The organism is Microvirga sp. VF16 (assembly GCF_016864375.1).
Lineage (GTDB): Bacteria > Pseudomonadota > Alphaproteobacteria > Rhizobiales > Beijerinckiaceae > Microvirga.
In genome coordinates this window covers 358,224-379,373 of sequence record NZ_CP069357.1, presented here as the reverse complement: position 1 = coordinate 379,373, position 21,150 = coordinate 358,224, and the positions used below count along the sequence as shown (strand labels likewise).

General features: G+C 63.6%; 21 protein-coding genes and 3 pseudogenes. 14 read left to right on the top strand and 10 right to left on the bottom strand.

The annotated features are described in order from the left end of the window. The first annotated feature begins 32 nt into the window (after positions 1 to 32). From JO965_RS40895 to JO965_RS49855, 6 genes and pseudogenes are all read left to right on the top strand, one after another. A complete protein-coding gene (locus JO965_RS40895; protein WP_203446780.1) occupies positions 33 to 1,298 on the top strand; it encodes an adenylate/guanylate cyclase domain-containing protein in 1,266 nt (421 codons plus the stop codon). Then, entirely contained in the window at positions 1,295 to 1,732 is a 438-nt protein-coding gene (locus tag JO965_RS40890; RefSeq protein ID WP_203446779.1) for a YqaA family protein, read from the top strand. The genes JO965_RS40895 and JO965_RS40890 overlap by 4 nt, the downstream gene beginning before the upstream one ends. Before the next feature lie 233 nt (positions 1,733 to 1,965). Beyond that, entirely contained in the window at positions 1,966 to 2,355 is a 390-nt protein-coding gene (locus tag JO965_RS40885; protein WP_203446778.1) for a cytochrome c family protein, read from the top strand. A gap of 133 nt (positions 2,356 to 2,488) precedes the next feature. Beyond that, positions 2,489 to 2,701, top strand: a complete 213-nt coding sequence (locus JO965_RS40880; protein WP_203446777.1) for a hypothetical protein — start codon at positions 2,489 to 2,491, stop codon at positions 2,699 to 2,701. A gap of 56 nt (positions 2,702 to 2,757) precedes the next feature. Next, positions 2,758 to 3,048: a hypothetical protein gene (locus JO965_RS40875; protein WP_203446776.1), complete on the top strand. Its 291-nt coding sequence runs from the start codon at positions 2,758 to 2,760 to the stop codon at positions 3,046 to 3,048. A gap of 278 nt (positions 3,049 to 3,326) precedes the next feature. Next, positions 3,327 to 3,601, top strand: a pseudogene (locus JO965_RS49855) (multicopper oxidase domain-containing protein). 129 nt (positions 3,602 to 3,730) lie between these two features. Here JO965_RS49855 and JO965_RS40865 read toward each other — a convergent pair. Then, a complete protein-coding gene (locus JO965_RS40865; protein WP_203447452.1) occupies positions 3,731 to 4,756 on the bottom strand; it encodes a class I fructose-bisphosphate aldolase in 1,026 nt (341 codons plus the stop codon). Between the two features lie 276 nt (positions 4,757 to 5,032). Between JO965_RS40865 and JO965_RS40860 the strand changes: the two genes are divergently transcribed. Beyond that, on the top strand, positions 5,033 to 5,596 hold the full coding sequence (locus JO965_RS40860; protein WP_203446774.1) for a Spy/CpxP family protein refolding chaperone: 564 nt from the start codon (positions 5,033 to 5,035) through the stop codon (positions 5,594 to 5,596). Between the two features lie 510 nt (positions 5,597 to 6,106). On the opposite strand, the pseudogene JO965_RS40855 reads toward JO965_RS40860, so the two are convergent. The 3 genes and pseudogenes from JO965_RS40855 to JO965_RS40845 form a co-directional block, all read right to left on the bottom strand. Further along, positions 6,107 to 7,423: pseudogene (locus JO965_RS40855) on the bottom strand (type II restriction endonuclease). Between the two features lie 196 nt (positions 7,424 to 7,619). After that, a complete protein-coding gene (gene cueR / locus JO965_RS40850) occupies positions 7,620 to 8,135 on the bottom strand; it encodes a Cu(I)-responsive transcriptional regulator (protein WP_203446773.1) in 516 nt (171 codons plus the stop codon). Between the two features lie 12 nt (positions 8,136 to 8,147). Then, positions 8,148 to 10,628, bottom strand: coding sequence for a heavy metal translocating P-type ATPase (locus JO965_RS40845; RefSeq protein WP_246777272.1), 2,481 nt, complete (start codon positions 10,626 to 10,628; stop codon positions 8,148 to 8,150). A 273-nt stretch (positions 10,629 to 10,901) separates the two neighbouring features. On the opposite strand from JO965_RS40845, the gene JO965_RS40840 reads away from it, so the two are divergent. Then, the gene (locus tag JO965_RS40840) at positions 10,902 to 11,174 is read left to right on the top strand and encodes a heavy-metal-associated domain-containing protein (RefSeq protein ID WP_203446772.1); all 273 of its coding nucleotides are present in this window, start codon (positions 10,902 to 10,904) and stop codon (positions 11,172 to 11,174) included. Positions 11,175 to 11,214: 40 nt separating this feature from the next. Here JO965_RS40840 and JO965_RS40835 read toward each other — a convergent pair whose 3' ends face one another. The 6 genes and pseudogenes from JO965_RS40835 to JO965_RS48690 all read right to left on the bottom strand — a co-directional run. After that, the gene (locus JO965_RS40835) at positions 11,215 to 11,715 is read right to left on the bottom strand and encodes a DUF305 domain-containing protein (RefSeq protein WP_203446771.1); all 501 of its coding nucleotides are present in this window, start codon (positions 11,713 to 11,715) and stop codon (positions 11,215 to 11,217) included. A gap of 182 nt (positions 11,716 to 11,897) precedes the next feature. Next, positions 11,898 to 13,373, bottom strand: a complete 1,476-nt coding sequence (locus JO965_RS40830; RefSeq protein WP_203446770.1) for a calcium-binding protein — start codon at positions 13,371 to 13,373, stop codon at positions 11,898 to 11,900. Between the two features lie 94 nt (positions 13,374 to 13,467). Then, positions 13,468 to 13,800, bottom strand: a complete 333-nt coding sequence (locus JO965_RS40825; RefSeq protein ID WP_203446769.1) for a four-helix bundle copper-binding protein — start codon at positions 13,798 to 13,800, stop codon at positions 13,468 to 13,470. A 176-nt stretch (positions 13,801 to 13,976) separates the two neighbouring features. Next, complete coding sequence (locus JO965_RS40820; protein WP_203447422.1) at positions 13,977 to 14,330, bottom strand: hypothetical protein; 354 nt, start codon at positions 14,328 to 14,330, stop codon at positions 13,977 to 13,979. An 817-nt stretch (positions 14,331 to 15,147) separates the two neighbouring features. Then, the gene (locus tag JO965_RS40815) at positions 15,148 to 15,426 is read right to left on the bottom strand and encodes a hypothetical protein (protein WP_203447421.1); all 279 of its coding nucleotides are present in this window, start codon (positions 15,424 to 15,426) and stop codon (positions 15,148 to 15,150) included. A 757-nt stretch (positions 15,427 to 16,183) separates the two neighbouring features. Next, a pseudogene (locus tag JO965_RS48690) lies at positions 16,184 to 16,324 on the bottom strand (cytochrome c oxidase subunit II); the annotation flags it as partial. A 424-nt stretch (positions 16,325 to 16,748) separates the two neighbouring features. Here JO965_RS48690 and JO965_RS40805 point away from each other — a divergent pair. From JO965_RS40805 to JO965_RS40780, 6 genes are read left to right on the top strand one after another with little or no spacing between them, the layout of a single operon-like run. Then, positions 16,749 to 17,066 (top strand): hypothetical protein, encoded by a 318-nt coding sequence (locus JO965_RS40805; RefSeq protein WP_203447419.1) that lies wholly within the window; start codon positions 16,749 to 16,751, stop codon positions 17,064 to 17,066. A 10-nt stretch (positions 17,067 to 17,076) separates the two neighbouring features. Next, entirely contained in the window at positions 17,077 to 18,033 is a 957-nt protein-coding gene (locus JO965_RS40800) for a cytochrome c biogenesis CcdA family protein (protein WP_203447418.1), read from the top strand. After that, positions 17,993 to 18,655, top strand: coding sequence for a peroxiredoxin (locus tag JO965_RS40795; protein WP_203447417.1), 663 nt, complete (start codon positions 17,993 to 17,995; stop codon positions 18,653 to 18,655). The genes JO965_RS40800 and JO965_RS40795 overlap by 41 nt, the downstream gene beginning before the upstream one ends. Positions 18,656 to 18,659: 4 nt before the next feature. Continuing rightward, a complete protein-coding gene (locus JO965_RS40790) occupies positions 18,660 to 18,929 on the top strand; it encodes a glutaredoxin domain-containing protein (RefSeq protein WP_203447416.1) in 270 nt (89 codons plus the stop codon). A gap of 39 nt (positions 18,930 to 18,968) precedes the next feature. Next, complete coding sequence (locus tag JO965_RS40785) at positions 18,969 to 19,604, top strand: helix-turn-helix domain-containing protein (protein ID WP_246777262.1); 636 nt, start codon at positions 18,969 to 18,971, stop codon at positions 19,602 to 19,604. Beyond that, complete coding sequence (locus JO965_RS40780; RefSeq protein WP_203445034.1) at positions 19,537 to 20,688, top strand: IS110 family transposase; 1,152 nt, start codon at positions 19,537 to 19,539, stop codon at positions 20,686 to 20,688. The genes JO965_RS40785 and JO965_RS40780 overlap by 68 nt, the downstream gene beginning before the upstream one ends. Positions 20,689 to 21,150: the final 462 nt, after the last annotated feature.

Here is a 21,150-nt window from a genome sequence, read left to right as displayed (position 1 = left end):
CGCCAAGGACCGGCGGGGCTACTGCGGACCGGGTGCGTTCTGATGAACTGCCGGAGTATCTGGAGGCCGATTTCGACCGGCGCGCGCTGGTGCCACGGCTTCTGGTCCTGGCCATCCTCGGGGCTGCCGCGGTTCTCGAATACGGCTACGGCCATCGGGAGGGACACTGGATCGTCCTGGTGATCTACGGCCTGACGACGGTCGTCTTGGCGCTGTCATCGCGCTTCGCCGCCGGACGATCTTGGCTGCCATGGGCCGCAACGCTGACGGACGCCGGGTTGGCGGTCTATGTCATCGCCGATCATCTGCCCCGCGATTCCCATGATCTGTCTCTGGCGACGGATGCGGTCAGCCTGTTTCCGGCCTTTCTTCTTCTCATCCAGACCGGCCTGCGGCTGCGCCGCGATCTGGTGGCGGCGTTTGCCGCGATTGTCACCTTAGGCTGGATCCTGTCGTTCGTTCTGCTGATTGGACCCGCGACGCTGCCGGCTGAAGGACGCCCAAGCCCTCTGAGATCCCGGCAAGCGCTTGCGTTCATCTCGTTCGCCACTGCGGCCGGCTTCGTCTTCTACGCAGTCCATCGAACACGGCTTGCGTGGTCAACCATTTTGCGCGCCGAGTGGGACCGGATGCTGCTGTCACGGTTCCTGCCCGAAGGCGTCGCCGCGGAGGTGGTCAGGGGCGAAGAAGCCACCGAGGTTGCCGAGCGCCATGCGTGTCTGTTGCTGGTGGACATCCGGGGCTTCTCAGGCCTGGCCCGGAGCCGTCCCGGGCGTCAGGTCATCGGTGATCTCATGGCGTTCAGACGCTTCGTGCACGAAGCGGTTTCGCGCCACGGCGGCATCATCGACAAATATCTCGGCGACGGCGTGCTGGCTGTTTTCCTCGACGGGCCCCCGGAGCAGCAAGCCATCCAGGCTTTTGACGCGGCCTGCGAGGTCCTGCCCCCCCTGGATACGTGGAAGAATCATGCGGAGACGCCCTCCGGCATGCACGTCATCGCCACACTGCACTGCGGGTTCGTTCTGGCGGGTGTCTTCGATGATGGCCGGCGCGCCGAATTCACGGTGCTCGGATCCGCCATGAACGCCCTACCGCGCATGGAGCGGCGGTCAAAGGAGGCCAATCTCGGCGTGGTGATGTCGAAGCGATTCCTGCATCTCCTGCCGCCGGTGGTCCGGGCCAGGATTGACGCTCGGCCCGTGGAGCGGCGGCCCGGAGATGAGCAGCTCCCCGACATCCTGTCGGTTCGCTTTCCGGCCGCCGAAGCCGCCATCCCGACGGGAGCCGCCCGTTGAACCATGTCCTGGAGTATGGCGGCCTGTTCGTGGCGGCGTTCCTGTCCGCAACGGTCCTGCCGTTCCAGTCCGAGGTCGTGCTGTTCGGTCTGCTCGTCGCCGAACACTACCAATGGTGGCTTCTCATCCTGGTGGCGAGTGTCGGGAATACCCTGGGCTCGGCCGCGAACTGGCTTCTGGGGCGGCTTCTCGCCCGGTTCGAGGACCGGCCCTGGTTTCCGGTCCGGCGCGAGACGATCAAGCGGGCCGAGGCTTGGTATCACCGCTACGGGCGCTGGTCGCTGCTGCTGAGCTGGCTACCGTTCATCGGCGATCCGCTCACGATTGTCGCCGGCGTGCTGCGCGAGCCACTTCCGATCTTCATCGTCATCGTGGCGGTGGCGAAGACGGCCCGGTATTTCGCCGTGGCCGGGCTGACATTCGGATGGTTCTGAGATGGCCCGTCCCACGGAGCCAAACCGGGCAACCGGCAACTCCCGTGCCTGCGGCATGACCGGAAAGACGGTCAGGTCCTATGCGCAGAGCAAACTTGGGCGGACCGGGACTGGGCCGATGCGGGTGGAGGTCCAGCCACGATTCTCCGCTGCTCCAACCTGTTCTCGGCGGCCTCCGGCGTGCGGTCGTCAAGATGAGATGAGGCCACGCCGTTCACACAAAGGAGAAGTTCATGCGTTCGATTGCTGTCTCGGCCGCCCTGGTCCTCGCCGGGTTCGGCCACGCCCAAGCCCAGGATGCGGCGGCTGGCGAGAAGGTCTTTGCGCAATGCCGGGCCTGCCACCAGATCGGTGAAAACGCCAAGAATGCCGTCGGCCCGGTGCTGAACGGCCTGTTTGGCCGGCACTCGGGGTCGATTGAGGGCTATAACTACTCCGCGGCCAACAAGAATTCCGGCCTGACCTGGGACGAGGCGACCTTTCGGGACTACATCCAGAACCCGCGCGCCAAGATCCCGGGCACCAAGATGGTTTATGCCGGCCTCAAGGACGAGCAGAGGATCAACGACCTTATCGCCTATCTGAAACAGTTTGATGCGAGCGGAAAGAAAGTCACCCCGTAATCTCTGGCTATCAGGCCGACTGCAAGATTTGCATACCGGCCGTGCCCCGGAGCCGCCGAGGGAGCACGACCGGGCATGGTCGACGCACATGGTCTGAGATGCTCGGCCGACACGCCGTGTTTCTGGCGTGGCGGTGAATCACGCCCTTGGAGCACGGGGCCTTGTCCGCGGCGGCGTTGCTGTCGCAACGGTCCTGCCACTCCAGTCCGAGGTCGTGCTTCTCGGGCCCTTTCCGGGGCCTCTGGCCATTGTGGCCGCCGCAAAGGTGGCGCGGTCCTTCGCCGGGCTGGTGTTCAGCCTTGCGTGGTTCCAGGGGCGCGGCGCAACAGCGCTGCCCGAAGCATAGCAGGACCCGGAAGTGGCCGGCTTCCAGCGCGTTAAATCCATCATCGGGAGGCCCTCATGTCACATCGTGCAACCCTGAGGTTTGTTATGGCGGTGCTCGCCTCAAGCGCGTCCGGGGCGATGGCGCACGACTGGTACCCTGTCGCGTGCTGCAGCCAAAGGGACTGCAGGCATCTGGAGGAAGCAAAGGGCGAGACGGTGCTTGAAACGTCGAAGGGCTGGCAGCTGTGGGATGGCCGGATCGTGCCGCGAGGCATGGCAAAGCTGTCACCCGACCCCCTGTTTCATCTATGCGAGCTTTCCGACAAGCGCATCATCTGCTTCTTCGCTCCGCCCGGGGCCTCGTGATGCGCAGGGTCCTGTGGGCGCAAGTTGGCACTCAGGGATCTCCACGTGGCCGGGGATCGGGAAACCGGCATTATCCTCGCCACCGTAGGCTCACGCATCGAGAAGATCGCCGCGACAGGCGAGCGCAAGGGACCTGTCCTCGGATTGGATCTTGAGAAGCAGTTCCGCGCCGCGACACCATTGAGCATCCGTGCAGTTGATTGGATGATCACGGCCGAATTGCAGGGGATCCATAAGGTTATGCCGAGAGCCGATCTAGGTTTGAGGCTCCGGTTCGCGTGCGCGAGGGCGAGCGGGTCGCGACCGCCATGCGCAACGCGAGCCCGATGGCTTACCCGATGCACCTCCACGGTCATCGGTTTCAGGTCATCGGCATCGATGGGGTTCAGGTCGCGGGAGTGGTCCGCGACACAGCCCCCATTCCGCCTGGAAGCACGTTGATGGTTGGGTTCGATACCGATAGCCCAGGGCCTTCATGTTTCACTGCCATCATCTCTACCACATGGCAGCCGGCATGATGGGCTTCGTCACCTACGATGGTGTTTCCAGGTGATGGGCGCATAAGGGGCTTTCTCCAAGGCCCCTCGATCTCACGCGTCTCGCATCGTTCACGCGGTTGCCTTCGGCGAAGGCGGGAACTATCCGCATTGATCGCGCAATCGCCCCATCGATCCGGTCAGGATCAGGTCGCCCTTTCTTCCAGGTCGCTCCTCCACTCACCTTTGGAGGCCAGGCTGTTCATTCTGGCGCGGTGGGTAAAGGCGCGCTGGGCGTCGGCGACGTTGTCCGGCTTGCCGGACCATGCCTTCTGGGGCGCCGCCTGAAGAGCACGCCCGTAGGAGAACGTCAGCTTCCAGGGAACTCCACCGATCCTGTTCATGGCATCAAGATGAGCCGTGGCCTCCTGGTCCGACTGGCCGCCCGAGAGGAAGGCGAAGCCGGGCACCGCGGATGGTACGCAGCGCTTCAGCACCATGAGGGTCTTCTCGGCCACCTCGTCCACGGAAGCCTGCTGCGGCGACATCTTGCCGGCAATGACCATATTAGGCTTCAGCACTATGCCTTCGAGCACGACGCGCTGTTCGTAAAGCTCCTGGAAGACGGTTTTCAGCACGAATTCCGTGACGGTGGCGCAGCGGTCGATGTCGTGTGCGCCATCCATCAGGACCTCCGGCTCGACGATCGGTACCACGTTCTGCTCCTGGCAGAGCGCGGCGTAGCGCGCCAGGACATGAGCGTTGGCCTTCACCGCCGTCCCGCTCGGAATGCCGTCGCCAATGTCGATGACCGAGCGCCACTTCGCGAAGTGGGCGCCGAGGCTATGATACTCTGTGAGGCGCTCACGCAGGCCGTCGAGACCTTCCGTAATGGTCTCTCCGGGACAGAAGGGCAGCGGCTTCGCGCCGAGATCCACCTTGATGCCGGGGATGGCGCCGGCCTGCTCGATCAGCTTTACCAGCGGCGTCCCATCCGCGGCGAGCTGCCGGATCGTCTCGTCATAGAGAATGACGCCGGAGATGTAGTTCTTCATCGCCTCGCTCGAGCGGAAGAGAAGCTCGCGATAGTCGCGCCGGTTGTCTGGGGTCGATTCGACACCAATGGTGTCAAAGCGCTTCTTGATCGTCCCTGAGCTTTCGTCGGCAGCCAGAATGCCCTTGCCGGGCTTCACCATGGCCGCCGCGGTTGTTACCAGTTGGTCGAGATTCATCATCTTTCTCCACTGATGGTCCGTCTTGGGTTGAACCCGATCATAGCGAGAGCCGGATCTTACGCTCGTCCGCGAGGCGCAGCGCTGCCGTTGAGAACATGAGCCTGCGCCACGTCCCTCCACGCCGAAAGTAAGAATGGATTAGTATGCCCTTGAACCGAACAACAGGGGAACCGATCAACTATACTCTCGCCGAATTAAGCGGCCATTCGTACGGTCCACTTCGTGACTAGGATAGGTAATCTGTCGACGATCTTGTGAGCGAAAGGAGCCATCATGAGAAAGCAGATCCTTATTGGGGCTCTCGTGGGTAGCCTCCTTGCAGTTGGTGTATCAGCCACTGCGCAAAGCGGCAGCGGCGGGACGCGAGACGGCATGATGGGCGGCCCCGGCAGGGGCATGATGGGCCGTCTCTCGCCCGACGACATGAGCGCCTTCGTGGACGCCCACATTGCGGCACTCCGGGCCGGGCTGAAGCTGTCCGCTGAGCAGGAGAAGCTGTGGCCTCCCGTCGAGGAGGCGATGCGGAGCCTCGCCCGCCTGCACCTCACGCACATGCAGGGCTTGCGCCAGAGCCGGGGCACGATGGCCGACGACTCGGTCGGCCTGCTTCGCATCATGGCTGATCGGATGAGCCAAGGGGCCGAAGCCGTCCGGGAACTCGCGGATGCGGCGGCGCCGCTCTACGCGACACTCGACGATGCTCAAAAGCGGCGGCTCCAAATGCTCGTCCGCATGCGGCCTCGTGGCATGATGGGTTCTGGCATGATGGGGCTGAGCGGCCGAGGCATGATGCGCGGCTGGTTCGGCGATGATGACGAGGACCAGGACGACCACTGAGGCAACCGAACGCCTGTGTCGGTGGCCGAGTATGGGGGTGGCCTGCTCCGCTCGGTCGGTGCGGCCATCCCCTCACCCACGGTACAGCGCCTGAAAGGCAGTTATCGTGCGACGAAGGCAACGGTCGTGACGCCGTGACTACTGGGGAACACCAGCCGATTTTTCAGGCTCATGGCCTGCCCCTGGCGGGGCCTCAGCTCCGAAGATATTTAACAGCACAGCTGTTCCCAAGATGACCAGGAGCAAGAGCCAAACCAAGCTTATCAGCCCACCCAGCCCATTTCGGTCATGCCCTGCATCATTGAATGATCTCCCTCGCCCCTGGGTGATGCAGTCAGGTAATGTCCGCCGTCTGGTCTCCGACTCCATGCCGCCCCGTCACGGCCGCTGCGGGTCACCCCCTGTCACCCTGTAGGTCCTCACAGCGGCGTCATCCAGTCAGGATGGGCAAGATCCGGCCAGAGGACCTTCGCACGCTAACGAGAAGCGCAACCGATCTGATCTCATCCGTCAATCGGTTCCGGTTCTGGTTAGAACCGGAACTTGCCGCAACGGGCGCGCGATAGCGAGGACACCCTTGAGGCCGCTTCCGAAGCGGGCGATGGCTTCTCGGTGTTCGCGCAGTTCGCTGTAAGGCAGATAGCGTAGATCCAGCTCCCCAACCCGGGAGAAAGCTGGTCGGGCAAACTGCGCCCGGACGTCCGACTCCCGGTCGTCCGGTGCAACAAGAAAGAAGTTGCGCGCTGCGGCATCCTCGATGCCAAGGGCCAGGTCGAGCATACGCACGATGCCGGAATAGATGCTCGCTGTGTGCTCCACTTCGAAGGCCGCGACGATGGCGCCGGTGGACTGGTCGACCCAGAGCACATCGATCAGCCGGATGGCATCCGCTGCGGGGTTGCAGCTCAGGGCGTCAGGAAGCCGCTCAAGGCACCCGTCGGCGAGCCGCCCGGCGCCTACGGGCGGTTTCCGTCATTGGCAGCGACCCACACGCTGTAACCGAGCGCCAGGCCGAGATCCCGGAGCCAGCCCTGGATTTCTGCATGGGTATGGTCAGCCTCGCGGGCTGCCTGCGCCGCCCTGCTTGCGGCGGCGGACTCCGCCCTCACCTGCTCGAGATCCTGGTGCCAGTGCTCCAGCGAGCCGGCGCCGTCCCGGTCCGGAAGCGGATAGCGCCCAGAGCCGACGTCGAACAGGAAGGCCGAGACGGCCCCGAGGTCGTTCGACAACAACGAGCGATGGGCGGCATTCAGCTCCAGGATGCCCTTGTGCATGGCGAGGTACTCGTCCCAGCGCCCGAGCTTGACGGTCGCGCCCGCCAGCGCGTTGTAGTCCTTCACGATTGCCGTGTTGAACGGCGGCGCCATGGTCGGGTGGAGGAAGTACAGCAGGTTCGCCGCCGCTGGGCCGAGCCCCTGATCTTCTTCGCGTCCGGGGCGTGGATGGCGCTCACGATCTGGGCCTCGGCGTTGCAGCAGAGGCAGACATCAAGGAAGTGCCCGAAGGCGATCTGGTTATCGCGGTTCTCGTAGATGTCCGGAATGCGCAGCTTGGGCTTCCACATGAAGGCATGGGCGGCCCCCTTGAACACCTGACGCTGCTCCGCGATCGAGTCCAGCACGGTCTCCAAGGACGAGCCCCGGTAGGCATTGCCGAAGCGGTCGGTGCGGATCTCGTCAATCACCGCCTGAATGCCGCGCCGGATCGAGCGGAAGTTCTTGATCCGCTCCTCCAAAGAAACCACGTGCGGTAGGTTCCGCCGGGATCATCACGCCAATGCCGGATCAGATCGCCCGCCCAAGCCTGCCCTTGCTCCACCACCTGCATATTCTCAAACTCTGGCCCTGTGATATTACAGCGGCACCGAAGTATCGGAGCACCTCGGATCTCCGCACCTCCACCATTATGAACAAAGATCTCCTTGGTGAAGCCCTCAGTCAGTCACAGCAAGGAAGCGGCAGCTTTTACAGCGGAGGTGCTAGCTGAGGACGGGCCAGCGATGAAGCCCGAGGAGGCCCGTTGGTTAAGCCGTCGGTTGCCGCGGACTGGTCCGTCGGCGCTTGCTTGGCTCATGGCCATCCTGACCGACAGCTTGAGGTTTTCGGACACGTCCTGCCTCACCCTTGTTGTCCTTTTGCGCCTTGTCGGGCTCCAGGGTGGCCAAGTCATCAAGGATTGGGCAATTGGGACGCGCATCGCCGTGGCAGTGGCTCGCCAAGTGCCGCAGGGTGCGCGTCATCGCCTGGAGTTCCCCGATCTTGGCCTCAAGATTGTGCACGTGCTGAAGGGCGAACGCCTTTACGTCGGCGCTTGCCCGGCTTTTGTCGCGCCACAGCGCGAGCAGCCCAGCAGTTTCCTCAATGGAGAACCCCAGAGTTCGGGCCCTCTTGATGAAGCGAAGGGCATAGATATCGTGGGAGCCGTAGACCCGATATCCCGCCTCCGTGCGCGCAGGGGCCTCGATCAGCCCAATGCTTTCGTAATAGCGGATCATCTTGGCCGTGACGCCCGAGGCTTCGGCCGCCTGTCCGATGTTCATCACTCCCTCCTGTTATTCTGCTGGTGCGAGCTGGCCCGGCCCTGCTTGCAGCGCTGTCCCGCCCACTGAAAGCGGCGGGCCGAAGCGGCGCAGGCGTAGGGCGTTCATCAGCACGCTCACGCTGGAGAACGCCATGGCAAGGCCGGCGAATATCGGTGACATCAGGATGCCGAAGCTCGGGTAGAGCGCTCCCGCAGCCACCGGGATCAGCACCACGTTATAGCCGAAGGCCCAGAGTAGGTTCTGCTTGATGTTGCGGATGGTCGACTGCGACAGAGCAATCGCGTTTGGCACGTTGCGCAGATCTCCCGACATCAACACCACGTCCGCGCTTTCGATGGCGATGTCCGTGCCGGTGCCGATGGCAAGGCCGACATCCGCCTGCGCCAGCGCCGGTGCGTCGTTGATACCATCGCCGACAAAGGCAACTCGGGCCGATCCGCCGGCCTGGAGCCGCTTCACGACATCAGCCTTGTCGGTGGGCAACACTTCAGCCACAACCTCGTCGATGCCGAGTTGCCGGGCAATGGCCTTGGCCGTGCGGCGGTTGTCACCGGTAATCATGACAACCCGCGTGCCGACGCGATGCAGGGCGTCAATGGCCGCCGGTGTTGTCGCCTTGATCGGGTCGGCGACCGCGATTACCGCGGCGAGCTGGCCATCAATAGCGGCGTAGAGTGGTGTCTTCCCCTCATCCGCAAGGCGGGTGGCAACAGCGGCGAACGCGGCGACATCCAGGCCAATCTGGCGCATCAGGCGGTCGGCCCCGACATCGACCCGACGCCCCTCAACCTCGGCCCGCACGCCGAAGCCGGGCTCGGCCTCGAACGCGCTCGGGGCCGGCAGGTCGAGCCCGCGCCGCCGCGCCGCCGCGACAATGGCTTCGGCGACCGGGTGCTCCGAGCGCGTCTCGACGGCCGCGACCAGACGCAGGACGTCGGCCTCGGCGAAGCCGGGCGCGGCGGCGATGTCGGTGAGTTCGGGGCGGCCCTTGGTCAAGGTGCCGGTCTTGTCGAGGGCGACGATGGTCGCATCCTTGAGCGCCTGGAGCGCCTCGCCACGGCGAAACAACACGCCCATCTCGGCGGCCTTGCCGGTTCCAACCATGATCGACGTCGGAGTGGCCAGTCCCATGGCGCAGGGGCAGGCGATGATGAGCACCGCCACGGCACTAATAAGGGCGTAGGTCAGTGCCGGCGACGGCCCGAAAACGAGCCAGGCCAGAAAGGTCAGCCCTGCCACGCCGATCACTGCCGGCACGAACCAAGTCGTGACCCGGTCCACGAGGGCCTGAATCGGCAGCTTTGAGCCTTGCGCTTCCTCAACTGTGCGGACGATCTGCGCCAAGAGGGTGTCGGCGCCCACCTTGGTGGCGCGGAAACGGAATGCACCGGTCTTGTTGATCGTGCCGCCGACGACCGACGCCCCGAGCGCCTTCTGGGCCGGCACCGGTTCACCGGTGATCATCGACTCGTCCACGTAGGACGCGCCCTCGGTCACCTCGCCGTCGACCGGGACCTTGTCGCCCGGCCGCACGACAACGATGTCGCCCGGCCGCACCGCCTCAATACCGACGTCGACCTCCTGGCCGTCGCGCAGGATCCGGGCGGTCTTGGCCTGTAGGGTCATGAGCCGCCGGATGGCCTCGCTGGTGCTTCCCTTGGCGCGGGCCTCGAACCAGCGCCCCAGCAGGATCAACGTGATAATGACGGCACCGGCCTCGTAATAGCTATAGTCGGTGCCCTCCGGCAGGATCCCGGATGCAAACGTCGAAACCACCGAATAGCCATAGGCGGCAGTCGTTCCGAGCATCACGAGCGAGTTCATGTCAGGGGCACCGCGCAGGAGCGCCGGCCAACCCTTGATGTAGAACCGCAGGCCCGGCCCGAACTGGACGAGGGTCGCCAGGAGGAAGGACAGGATTCCAACCGTATCGTCGCCGATGTTGCCGGCCAGGAAGTGGTGAACGCCCTCAAACAGGTGCGATCCCATCTCGAAGACCAAAAGCGGCAGAGTCGCGATGGCGGCCAGGATCACCGACCGCCGCAGCGAGGAAAGCTCCGCCTCGCGGGCCGCGCGCTCCCGGTCGGCCTGCTCCGCGCCGCTGCGGGCGGGCTCCGCCTCGTAACCGGTTGTCTTGACCGCGGCGATGAGCGCCCCGCTCATGTTGGAGCCACCCAGGGTGCGAACCGAGGCCCGCTCGGTCGCGAGGTTCACAGTGGCGTCGAGCACGCCTGGCACAGTCCTCAGTGCCTTCTCGACTCGTCCGACACATGAGGCGCAGGTCATGCCGGAGATTTGCAGGTCAACGGTGTCCTCAATAGGCTCGTAGCCGACGTTGCGGATTGCCACTGCCAAGGACACGGCATTCGTAACGCCTGGCTTCAGGGCGACCTGGGCACGCTCGGTCGCCAGATTGACGCTGGCGGCATCCACGCCGTCGACGGCACGGATTGCCCTCTCAACCCGCCCCACGCATGAGGCGCAGCTCATGCCTTGGATGGGAATGTCGATGGTCGCTCCTGGGGCGGAGTGCTGCTTCGCAGGTGTTTGATGGGCCACGTTCGTCTCCTCGGAGAACTGTCTGGCAATCCGTATAAACCTTGCCATCATGGGAAGGTCAAGTCATTTATCGGCAACTTTCTGGCTCGCGGGCACCAGCTTCGAGCTCGGTTCCTGCAATGCCGAAGAAAGCCCCTTGACCTTGCCGCCGTGGGAAGGTGCAGACTTCCCAAACCGTCAACACGCAACTGGAGCGATGAGATCATGTGCGGATGTGCAACCCATCAGTCTCAGGGGGCAGCCCATGAGGCGAACCAGGAAGCCGGCACCCTAACGCTGCGGGTCGAGGACATGACCTGTAGCCATTGCGCGGGCACCCTTACGAAGGCCATCGAGGCCAGCCTGCCTGGAACGCAGGTGCAGGCTGACCCGGCAACCAAGCTTGTCTCCGTCCAGGGAGCCGGGGACTTGGCGGCTATCAAAGAGATCGTGGCAGCGGCAGGTTACACCCCGAGCGAAGTGCCGGCCCATATCTGACCTGAAAGGAGGCCCCACGGCTCGCAGGGCCTCCTTGACCTTACTGGTTGCCTTCCTTCTTGGCATTCTTCGACAGCCACTCCTTGAGTTCGGCGATCTCCTGCCCTTGGTCCTTGATCACCTTCTCCGCCATTCTCTTGGCTTCGGCATTGTCTCCCGTCTTGAGGACGACCTGGGCCATATCGATAGCGCTCTGGTGGTGGGGGATCATTCCGCAGATGAACGCAACATCGGCATCCTTCGCCATCATGGCCATCATCATCGGGCCGCGCATCTTCATCATGGCTTGCATGTAGCCCTTCTGGGCCTCGGTCATGTTGGCCATCATGCCCTGCATGGTCTGCGACATGCCTTGCATGTCCATGCCCTGCATCATCTGCCTCTGGCCACCGGCTTGCGCCGCGGTCCGGCACTCCTCGGGTAGGCTCTCCGCCGACATGTTCATCTGGCCAGCTGGTGCGCCGCTCTGGCTTTGCTGTGCGGATACGGGAGAAGCCAAGGCGAGAATGCTGGCGAAGGTGGTGGAAAGCAGATATTTCATCTCAAGTCTCCGATAATGTTTCAAGTTGCGGTGAGCCACCTTGGCCCTGCCGTAGATGTGACGCCGTCATCATGCGGCGTCTCGTGGTGAGGATTGGCCGAATTGCCGGCTTCAGCCACACTGACCAAAGGATACGCCGAGAGGCGCATCCCGCCTCCCCGCCAGTTTGAATAAGGCCTGGCTTAAAGCTCGAAGTAGCCGTCACGCCTCACTGTTGCGACAGTCTCTTCTTGGAAGATCAGTTGCGATCCATCATGGGTGATAGCAGGATCATCAATGACACCACCCACCCTCGCATCATCGGCATTGAACATAAAGTCGTCCTGAGCCATCTGGTTCTTCGACAAGCCGACCAGGAAAATCGACCCTTCCGCGGCAGGATCCCCGTCGGTATTCCAGCTGACCAGCACGCCCGTCTCTCCGTCCCGCGTGGCGTCTTCCACGCTGACCTGGTCAGGGGTGATGTCGCGCAACGCGATGTGATCGAACGCGCCCGGCCCGGCGTCGAAGCCACCGATCACGACATCGTTGCCACTGTCGGGAGAAACGATGAAGGCGTCGGCCCCGTCACCGCCATCGAGGACATCGTCACCCACGCCGCCGTCCAGCATGTCGTGACCAGCGCCGGCCGCGAGGCTGTCGTTGCCTGCATCACCCATGAGGTTGTCGGCCATCGCCCCACCGAAGAGCTGGTCGTTCCCGTCGTCGCCCTTCAGGTGATCCATGCCGTCGCCGGCAACGAGAACATCGTTGCCTCCCCCGCCATGCAGGTCGTCGTCACCGCCTTCGCCGGAGAGCTGGTCGTTGCCCTCTAGACCAGCGAAGTAGTCACGCTGGTCCGTGCCCAGGAACGTATCGTCGCCGCTGCCGCCGAACTTGATGTTGAAGTCATCAAAGCGGAACCATGCGGCCGCGTCACTGTCGGCCCCAAGAGCCGGGGGAGTGAGCGCATCGCCCTCATCCTTGATGAACACCACCGCAGTCACGTGGTCCGCATCGGCGCTGGTCGGCTGGATGACCTTGCGGTCGTCGGCGAACATGAAGTCGTCCTGAGCCAACTCCGTCTTTTGGACCCCTTCGAGCAGGACGGAGCCCTGGCCGTCACTCCAGCTGATCAGAACGCCGCGGTCGGTATCCTCAAAGCGGAGATTTTCGGGCTCAATGGCGCGGACGGCCACGTGATCGAGAATGCCGGGACCGGCATCAAAGTCCTTGATGATGTCATGCCCGCTGTCGGGGGAGATCATGAAGGCATCGCCGCCAGGTCCCCCAACAAGCGTATCGTTCCCGGTGCCGCCCTCCAGGCCACCATGGCCGATGCCCTCGTCGAGGTAGTCGCCGCCACTGCTGCCACGAAGGCCATCGGCGTCAAGACCGCCGATCAGAGCATCACGCCCGTCGCCGCCGTCCAGATGGTCTATTCCAGCTCCGCCCCGGAGATAATCGGCGCCCTTCCCGCCCAGCAGATCATCGTCCATGCCGCGGCCGAACAGGAAATCGCTTCCGCCCCTGCCGAAGGCGAGGTCCTGCCGCCCCGTCCCAGGGTAATAGTCAAGGTGTCCGCCTCCAATGTAGAGCTTGACGTCTCCGAACGTCTCCCGTGTCGTTGCGTGAGAATGCGAGTTCTCAAGAGCTTGATGATTGCGCTTATCCGTCATGGTTCTGATCCTGTTATGCCCGAGATGTAAGGCGATCCGGGCTTAGGAGAGGGTTCCGGCCGGCGGGCCGGGCTCAGGCTCTTCGGACCGCCCGTTACGCCGCCATCCTGCGGCAGCTTTCGGCGCAGCGGCGGCAGGCCTCGACGCAGTCCTGCATGTCGCCGACCTGCTCGCAGGAGCGGGCGCATTCCTCGCAGATCTCGGCGCATTCGCGGCAGGCATGCTTGTGGTGCGGCGAGTTCATCAGCATGAAGCCGGCCGCGGTCTTGCAGATCTCGGCGCAGGCGATCATGAGCCGGAAGTGGCCGGGTTCGACGTGCTTGCCGCCCTGCTCGAGGCAGTGGGTCATCGCCGTGCCGAAACAGGTCTGGTAGCAGCGCAGGCACTCGTCGATGCAAGCCCGCATCTCAGGCGATAGCTGATGCATGGTGGTCTCCATAAGTCAGATAGACGTCCACATGGATCATGGCAGGGCTGCGGGAACGCCGGATCGCTCGCCGAGTCGGTATGGGAAAGATCCTGGCGCACTGGCCTGCCCGACGGGGCGGCCGGTTGAGCGCAGGCCCGCGATCATGCTGCGGGCGCCGGTGGCAGGCGGAAATGTCAGGTGCGCTTGGGCGGGTGGTCGAGACTGGACGGAGTTATCGGCACCGGCATCAGGTCACGGGCGACCGGAAGGGAAGCCGAGAACAGAAAGGTCTGTGCGGGGATGGCGGGGGATGGAGCAGTCGCCATCGTACAGGCGGGATGGCAGTGCCTCTGTCCCGCCGCATGGGCCTTGGCCGAAGCGGAGTGCTGGTGGTCGGCTTGGCTGTGTCTGACCTGCGCGTCGCGAGCCTGCACAGCGGGACCATGGCTGGCCGCCTGGGCCACTCCATGCCACGTCGTGCTCGCGAGGCTGAAGGCAATCATCGCGATCAGGAGGCGGCTGAGCATGAAGCGGAGCAGGTGGGCCACAGCATTATCCGGTCTGGGGTCGAGTTAAAACGGCAGCACCTCCATGCTTGTTCCTATCAGGTTCGGCTTGGGTTGTCCGACAAGCGACACAGACCGGCCGCTTAATCCTGCTCTCGTGGGAAGGTACAGTGAACGTGCAAGCCAGTGCGAGCCGACGTTGAAGCGGCGTAAGTGCTGCAGCACTTACCTAGACCCGTTTTTGATTAGGCGCTCTGGGCCCTTGAGAGAGGTCATGTTGGCTCTGTCGAGCTTGCACTCGCGTCGCCCTTAACTTCAGGCACCCGGGCTCGCGATGAAGCTGGACTGTTGGCAGCCGCAAACATCGCCTGGACATCCTTCTTTGCCGACACATCGGCTTTGAGCGCAGTCGCCGCGCCGCCCGCCGGATTTCATCAGCAATGCGCTCGGCAGCTTCGGAAAGCTTCGGAATGAGAGTAGTAGGTCATCCTCACCGTCGCTCCAGCCTCGGTGAAAGCGCACAATGGTTGCGCCAATGCCGGAACTCCCTCCCGTCACGGGCGCCTTTTGGCTCTGAAGCGGGGGACGGAGAGCGATGTCCATCAGCGATCTCCTCACTCCAGGGATTTGGCGCGCTTCTATATTCAGACCACATACCGGTCCCAGCTGGACCCAAATTGATTGCTCCCGCTCATCCGCCGCTAACTTGCCCCTCATGGTCAACAAGAACAGCGGTGGACTGTCGATTCGTCTTCAGTCATTCAAACCCATTCAGCCGCTTTAGACTCGCGGCACCTCGTTCACCCAGCGCTAGTCAGCCTATGTATACTCATATGGGTCTCTGTCGCCGGGCGGTTCATCAACCGTCGGTTCGATCATCGCTGTTCTTCCGTTCCGACGTGCCGCTGTGGCGGCGGCCCATCAGAAACGGCATCAGCAGACAGGGCAGCAGGAAGAGGAGGAGGATCAACCCCGTTCCGCCGGTTGGCCAGGAACCGCCGCCGGTTTCCGGACCGGCGAACAGAAAGACCACCGCTACGGTCAGGAGCGCCAGAATCATACCCCAGCGTGCCAACATGGAGCGTGACAAGCGCCCACGAACAGGTCGAGAGTGTTTGGTCTGATCGGTGTTGTTCATCTTAGCGCTCCTTTGTTTATACCTGGGTTGAACAACGAGTTACAGCGCACGACACCCAAGCCCGACGCAAACAACAGGCTGGCCTTTGAGGGTCAGGCGCGCCCCGCGTTCGGGCTGGAAAGGCGCACGGCTGCGGGCCCGACCGTCTGAACCCGGCCGAAATGGCTCTCATCGCGGCCCAAACTGGGGCGTGCGACGCTGAGGGGACCCAATGCGTCTGGGAATGGCACTTGCAATGCTGATGATCTGAGACGCTCGACATCGCTCGCGACCGGTGACCTGGAACACATAAAACCCGTTGAAGCGCACGCCAATGCGCGCCGCTTCGATCCTGAACCCCGGCGGCCGCTGCTCTCCAGTGCTCACCTTGCATTCGAACGTCCACCGCTCGGCCGTGAGAAAGCGCGGCACAGAATAGTCCTCTGGGACCGCACAGAAGATGTCTTGCCATAGTTTGTTTCTGAACAGGTTGTAGGCGCACTCAAACCTGACCATCCGAGCGCCCAGCTCGGAAAATCGCGCGTTCATAGCAAGCCTCCCAAGCGCTGCAGTTACTGCTCCATCAAATCGCAGCTGCGGCATTGAGCCTATCCCCTCGCTCATCAATGATCAGGCAGACAGCTGGCTTATCGTGGCGAAGCCGCCGCGGCCCCGCCATCTCCCATTCCAGTTCGTTGCAGTTGGGCATTCGGTTACACGTGCACGGGCTTGTGATTGAGAGGCGCGTCGCTGTGCTGCCGCCTCGCCCGAGAGGCAAATGGTCGATCCCGCACAGCTCCGAGCGCTGGCCGTAAGAGGCACCTTCCCGATCGGCCTTGAACCACATCTGGTTGAGGCGGTCTGGGACGGAGCCGATCTTGAAGCCGAACGAGGGCACGGCCCGGGGATGAATCACGTCCACGTGAAGATGTAACCGGTGCGCCCATCCTACCGAACTGATCCTCAGATGGTGCACTGGGGGCTTTGGCATGGACCCGCAAGGCTCCCCCCAGCTGAATGGAGGTCAGACCGGATCACCGCCGGAGCCCGCTCGCGTCCGGGCGGCGCCGGCGGGTTGCCCCGAGTCTCCCACCTATCGTCAACTCGACACAAAGCGAGCCGCGTTATCAGGCGAAAATTTTACGGAGTCTAGCTTCCGTCGTGAACATAAGGGCCTGAAAGGAGAGAAGATCATGGGCGCTCTCTGCCAATTCGGTAAGACAAATGCGCCATGCTGCGGGAGTACCTCTGCGGCAAGTAAAGCCGTCCGAACGCCCACTGCAGCGTTCAGAGGACCGTATATTTCTTCCGGGACGGATATCGTACTCTGCCTGCGCTATCTGATGCGGGATCGGCGGGTCCTGATCGGCACCGCCGCGGCTATTATCGTCGGGGCCGCGGTGATGAACTGGAACTGGCTTGTGGCCATCGGGGCTGCGCCGCTCATCGTGGCTCTCGCCCTCTGCGCCGCCATGTGCGCGCTCGGCCTATGCACCAACGGCAATGCCACGGATTCCTGCCAGAAGAGTGCAGCGCCTGCGTCGCTGGACGATCATGGGCCGCCCGTGGCAGGCCAAGCAGCGCGGGGATCTGATCCCAACCCCATGGGACGAGCTCGATCGCGCTCCATCGGTAACGTGCCCCTATCATATCGAACTTAGGTGCAATAGCATGGATAGCAGCGTTTTCGTTGGCGGATCGGCGATCGCTGCCTTCGCGGCGGGGATGATCGCTCTGTTTGCACCTTGTTGCATCTCGGTGATGCTGCCTGCCTATTTCGCTAATTCGTTCCGCAATCGAGGTGTGCTGGTTGGCATGACCCTTGTGTTCGCCGCGGGGATTGCCACTATCATCCTGCCGCTCGCCATGGGGGCCTCAGCCCTCCGGCAGCTCTTCGTCACACAGCATAGCTTGGTTTATGTCACGGCCGGTCTGCTAATGCTGGCGATGGGCCTCTACACCCTCGCCGGCGGGCAGATGCACTTGCCGGTGCCGGGCCGGCGAGCGGGCAATCGGTCCGGAGCGCTTAGCGTTTACTCACTGGGCGTCTTCTCCGGCGTAGCGAGCTCCTGCTGCGCGCCAGTCTTGGCAGGCGTGGTCGCGCTCGCTAGCGTCGCTCAGTCCTTCATCGTCGCCCTTGGCCTCGGCGCACTTTACGTGTTCGGGATGGTAGCGCCGCTGTTTCTCATTTCGGTGCTTTGGGATCGTTTCGATTGGCGTTCCAGCTGGCTCTTCCGCCAAAGGCAGTTCACGTGGCGAATTGGATCCGTCCGTCGCACGATTTCAGGGTCCGCAGTGGCAAGCGGGCTCCTTCTGACAGCAATGGGCGCGGGGACCGTTTGGGTAGGCTTAGCCTACGAGGCGATGTCTGCAAGCAGCGGATGGCAGCTGCAAGCAACCATTTTGCTGCAGCAATATGGACGAGCCCTCGCTGACGCGTTCTCGTCGGTGCCAAACTGGGTCGCCGCCACGGTCCTCCTCGGCTCGGCGGTCCTCCTCGGCTGGCGAGCAATCATGCAACTGACGGCTCCACCCATCACCGGAGCATTACATGACAACCAGCAGCAAATCTCATCTCGAGACGACTATGGTGACAGCAAGCAAGTCCGCGAAGTCGAGCACAGCTAAGGCATCGCTGGCGAAGCGTCCGCCTTGGGGGCTGTCGAAGAGGGCATTCGCAATCTCTGCCGTGGCTGTGCTCGCTCTGGCGGCTCTTTACTGGACCAATGCCGGATCGGCTGCCGGGAAGTTCAACTTCCAAGTCGGCCGTCCCGGGCCGGGCGAATTGGCACCGCCAATCCGGCTGGGCTCGCCGACGTTTGGCACATTCAACCTAGCGGATTATCGGGGCAAGACAGTCCTGTTGTATTTCCAGGAGGGCTTGATGTGCCCACCTTGTTGGGAGCAGATCAAGGACATTGAAAGAAATATCAAGCAGTTCCAGGATCTCCACATCGAGCAGATCGTCAGCGTTACCACTGACCCAGCTGAACTCTTGCAAAAGCAGAAAGCCACTTACAAGATTGATACGCCGGTTCTGTCAGATCCGGATCTGGCAGTGTCACGGGCTTACAGCACGAACAAGTATGGCATGATGGGCGGTACGCACAACGGACACTCGTTCATCGTCGTGGGACCAGACGGACGCATTCAGTGGCGTGCCGATTATGGCGGCGCGCCGGACTACACAATGTTTGTTCCAGCCAAGAATCTCCTGGCTGACCTCCGCCGTGGGCTTGGGAAGGAGTGATGCCTTGCCGCCGATCGATGTTCTGATACTGACGCAAGATTATTGCGGATTCTGTGAGGAGGCCCGGGCTGTTTTCCAGCGGCTGACGCGGGAGTTCCCGCTTTCTATCGCGATTTTGGACATCAATTCGCCGGAGGGGCAGGAGCTGGCCGCACGTGGCGGTGTTCTATTCCCGCCCGGTGTCTTCATCGGCGGGGAGCCGTTCTGTTATGGGCGCCCCTCCGAACAAAAAATTCGCCGCGAGATGGAACGCCGGCTAAGTAGGTCGCCATAAGACTTGCAACGCGAGAGCTGCGGGTGTTCCCTGGGGAACATGCAACGACATGATCACTCTCCCGAGACGTGGCTCGACGAGGCGGATCGCAAGCGGCTTGCCGTAGCGCTTGCTGGCGCCCGTGAGGCCCGTGTTTATCGCCGTCTCGAGGCGCTGCTGTTGGTGGCCGAGGGGCATTCCGTCGCCGAGGCGGCCCGCCGCGGCCGCGTCAACCGCTCCAGCGTGCACCGATGGCTGGTGCAGTACCGGGCCGAGCATGAGACCACGGCCCTGATCGACCGGCCGCGCAGCGGGCGTCCGCGCCTGCATCACACCCTCACGCCGCGGCGGCTGGCGGCGGCCCTGGCGCGTGACCCGCGCCGCTGCGGCTACCAGGCCACGAGCTGGACGGTGCCGCTGCTGGCGCACGACCTGGCCGCGAAGGGCCTCGCCGTCAGCCCGCGGACCCTGCGGCGCCGGCTGCACGAGGCAGGCTATCGCTGGAAACGCCCGCGCTACGTCTATGTCGCGCGCGCGCCTCATCTGGCGCAGAAAAAGATCTCATGGGCCAGCGACCGCCGAACTGGTGAAGTAAGGCGGTCACCTCACCTCACCCTGGAGGCCGCTCATGTTCTCCTCTCCCTCAGCCGACGCTTCAGTCTCGGACAGCACCCACACGATCTTTCTGGCGCTTGAACTCAGCCGCCGCTCCTGGCTGGTGGCGCTGCACGCCCCCGATGCCGCGAAGATCGAGCTGCATCGGCTTCCCGCCGGTGATGGACAGGCGGTGCTCGACCTGCTTGCCCGCATCCGGACCCGCGTGGAACGACGCACCGGCGTGAGCCCACATGTATCGTGCTGCTACGAGGCCGGCCGCGACGGGTTCTGGCTGCACCGCCTTCTCGAGGCGCACGGCGTCAGCAGCCATGTCATGGACCCGAGTTCGCTGCAGGTCGACCGCCGGGCCCGGCGGGCCAAGACGGACCGCCTGGATGCCCAGGCTCTGCTGCGGGCGCTGATGGCCTGGTCTCGCGGCGAGCCGAAGGTCTGCTCCATGGTCCGCCCACCGTCACCGGACGAGGAGGATGCGCGTCGCCCGAGTCGCGAGCGCGCCACGCTGCTGCAGGAGCGCATTCGCCTGGTCAACCGGATCAAGGGGCTGTGTGCGACGCAAGGAATCGACGACTACGAGCCGCTGCGGCCGGATCGCCGCCTGCGCCTGGCGCAGCTGATCACGGGAGATGGCCGGCTCTTGCCGCCGCGGCTGTCGGCGGAGATCGCGCGTCAGCTCGATTGGCTTGAACTCGTGCTGCGGCACTTGGCCGAGGTCGAGACGAGGCGCGATGCCGAAGCGGCGGCGGCACGAGCCGCGTCCTCGTCCAAGCTTGGGACCTTGCTGCATCTGAGGGGGATCGGCTCTGAGATTGCAACTGTCCTCGACAAGGAGGTGTTCTACCGATGCTTTGCCAGCCGGCGCCACGTGGCTGCCTATGCCGGGCTGACGCCCAGCCCGTTTGCGAGCGGCCGCCGCTCGCGCGAGCAAGGCATCACCAAGGCGGGCAACGCCCGCGCCCGCAAGGCGCTGATCGAACTCGCCTGGCTGTGGTTGCGCAACCAGCCTGACAGTGCACTGGCGGCTTGGTTCCGCAGCCGTGTGGGGTCGGCCACTGGGCGGGTCAGACGCATTGCAATTGTGGCGCTCGCCCGCAAGCTGCTGATCCTGTTGTGGCGCTATGTCGAAACAGGCGCCCTGCCAGCCGATGTGGCCGTGAAGCCCTGAACCCGCTTGCGCGCTGGCGCGGGAGTGTCAGCGCGTGATGTCTGAGGGGAGTGCGACCGCGTTGTCCCCCCTGGCTGGAACAATGCCGCGAAAAAGAATGGTCGCGCTCACCCCGGAGCCCGTTCCCGACGCATGCGGGATTATGGTCAGGGCTTGGGCCCAACCGGATATAAGGTGATGCGGACGAGCGGTTCGCATGAGCGCCATCGGGCTCAGCCTCGGACGTCACCGCAAACTGTCGAATCCCGACCGTGATTTGACGGACAGTGTCGGAGCGAGTTGCCCTCGGGCAGTCTCCATGATGGCTTGGACCTTCGGCCGGCCCTCAAGCCCTGCGCCTGCGGCGCACCGCGAAGCGGCTGCGGGACTTGACCGCCCGCCTCGCCCAAGCTGAGAGCCGCCATGCCAGAATGGCAGGCTTTGAACTCGGCTTCCTTTGGTTCGACCCTCTCGGCCAGGTCA